Here is a 2,402-nt window from a genome sequence, read left to right on the forward strand (position 1 = left end):
ATGTGGGGGTTCAAAGGACGCGCTAACGTCTTCCAAGGACGCGCCCGTCGATGGTGATGAGGCCGAGCGCGATCAGCACCACCCCGCCGATTTCGAACAGCTCCAGCCGCTCGCCTAGGAACAGGAAGCCGAGCAGCATGGCGCTGGCCGGCACAACAAGCGTGACCAGCGAGGCGTTGGTAGCGCCCGCCGAGGCGACGAGGTTGAAATAGAGGATGTAGGCGACGGCTGTGGACAGAAGTGCCAGCGCCAGCACCGCCGCCCAGACCGGCGGCGAGGCCGAGAACAGGCCGGATGGGCCGTAGGTGAAGAGCACGATCGGGATCATGATGATGGTCGAAGCGGTCAACTGCCCGGTGGCGACGACCGGCGAGGGCACGCCCTTGAAGCGGCGGGCGACCATCAGCGCAATGCCATAGGACAGTGAAGCGCCGATCAGCGCGAATTTGGCCCAGACCGGGCCGCCGAGCCCGGCAAGCAGGCCGGGGCCGATCATGACGGCCGTACCGGCGATGCCGAGCGCAATGCCGGCGAGCTTGTTCCAGGAGAGCTTTTCGTCCGATGTCAGCGCATTGGCGAGAATCAATGTCCAGAACGGCGTCGTGGCGTTGAGCACCGAGGCGACGCCGGCGCCAAGCTCCGTCTGGCCGGCGAAGATCAGCGAAAAGGGCACCACATTGTTGGTGAGCGCCAGCAGGAAGAACAGGCCTGCATGCGGAAGCGCGAGGCGGAAGGACGGGCCGCACAGGCCGAGATAGATCTGTAGCGCGATCGCGGCGATGGCGACGCGAAACAGCACCAGCACCAGCGGGGGGAGTTCGGCCACCGCGATGCGGGCAAAGAAGAACGAGCCGCCCCAGATCGCGCCGAGCAGCAGGAGCTGCCCCCAGTCCTTGAGCACCATCGGCCCGCGCGGTGCTGATGTCGCGGCTATTGTCATGTGAGTCGCCCTCCCAGACGGCCTGAATGCCAGTCAGTCAGGCAGAAGCCATATCGGACTCAGTGACAAGAGCCACCCGAAACCTGATCGCTGGCAAACGTTGCTGGCAAAGACCCAGCGCCCCAGCGTCAGCCGCACGAGACACAGAATTGTTTTCATTAGCCGCTAGCTTGGATTAATTGTGCGCAGCCGAAGTGAGGATTCGTCCATGCAGCGATTCGAGAATGCCCGCGAGGCGGCACTGGCGCTTCGTCCGGACGATCCGGTCTATTGCTTCCGCCCGCAAGTGCTGATGGCGGATGCCAGGCAGTTCATGGGCATGTTCCCCGGCAAGACCGCCTATGCGGTCAAGACCAATGGCGAGCAGATCGTGCTGAAGACGCTGGTCGAAGCCGGCGTCAAGGCTTTCGACGTCGCTTCGCCGGGCGAGTTCGCCGCCGTGCGTGCCGTTTCCCCCGATGCCGAGATGCTCTACATGCACCCGGTCAAGGCGCAGTCGGACATCAAGCTGGCGCTGGAGAAATACGCCATCCGCGTCATTTCGCTCGATCATGAGGACGAGATCACCAAGCTGACGCGAGTGGTGCGGGCTCTCGACATCGATCCGGGCTCGATCAGCGTGTTCGTGCGGGTGCAGACCAAGGGGCATGCCGCCTACGAACTGTCGAAGAAGTTCGGCGCCGGGCCGGCGTATGCCGTCGAGCTCGCGGAGCGGCTGAGCCGTACCGGCTACAAGGTCGGCCTGTGCTTCCATGTCGGCAGCCAGATCGAGGATCCCGATACCTATGAGCGGGCGCTGGCTTCCGCCGACTGGGTGCGCAACCGGCTGACCTTCGATATTGCCGGGCTCGATGTCGGCGGCGGTTTCCCCGCCGAATACGGCCACGACCCTAACCGCAAGCAGATCGAGATGCCGTCGCTTGGCCAGATCATGTCGCGGCTGTCGGGCGATCTGAAGGAGTATCAGTTCGACCAGATGCCGCTGGTGGCTGAGCCCGGCCGGGTGATCGTGGCGCGCTGCCTGTCGTTGATCGTGCGGGTGCTGCTGCGCAAGGGCAAGCGGCTCTACATCAATGACGGCATCTGGGCAGCGCTGTCGGATTCATGGACCGGCAAGATCACGCTGCCGGCGCGCTTCATTCCCGACCCGGCGATCCGCTCGCGCAATGGCGAGGAGAAGAACATCGTGCCGTTCAAGGTCTGCGGCGCGACCTGCGATTCCGTCGACATCCTGTCGCGGCCGTTCTGGCTGCCGGAAACGGTCGATACCGGCGACTGGATCGAGATCGGCCATATCGGCGCGTATTCGCTGTCGCTGAGGACCCGCTTCAACGGCTTCTATCCCGACACCTTCGTCGAGGTGACGACGCCGTTCGACGAGGGCGACGCGCCACAGGGTTTTGCCAGTTTGGAGACGATGGCGGATTGAGGGGAATAAGGCAGTAGGGGAATAGGGGAATAG

The 2,402-nt window shown here is 63.9% G+C and carries 2 protein-coding genes; one reads left to right on the top strand and one right to left on the bottom strand.

Translation table 11 applies throughout. The features are described from left to right. Nucleotides 1-22: 22 nt before the first annotated feature. On the bottom strand, nt 23-940 hold the full coding sequence (locus tag EOA22_RS30905) for a DMT family transporter (protein WP_063168490.1): 918 nt from the start codon (nt 938-940) through the stop codon (nt 23-25). Between the two features lie 208 nt (nt 941-1,148). Here EOA22_RS30905 and EOA22_RS30910 point away from each other — a divergent pair, with 208 nt between their 5' ends. Beyond that, a complete protein-coding gene (locus EOA22_RS30910) occupies nt 1,149-2,369 on the top strand; it encodes an alanine racemase (protein WP_127390482.1) in 1,221 nt (406 codons plus the stop codon). Nucleotides 2,370-2,402: the final 33 nt, after the last annotated feature.

Origin of the sequence: Mesorhizobium sp. M7A.F.Ca.US.014.04.1.1 (genome assembly GCF_003998745.1) — a bacterium.
Lineage (GTDB): Bacteria > Pseudomonadota > Alphaproteobacteria > Rhizobiales > Rhizobiaceae > Mesorhizobium > Mesorhizobium ciceri.

Coding starts and splice junctions, on each gene's coding strand:
- EOA22_RS30905 (WP_063168490.1), bottom strand. CDS start 940: ATGACAATAGCCGCGACATCAGCACCGCGCGGGCCGATGGTGCTCAAG.
- EOA22_RS30910 (WP_127390482.1), top strand. CDS start 1,149: ATGCAGCGATTCGAGAATGCCCGCGAGGCGGCACTGGCGCTTCGTCCG.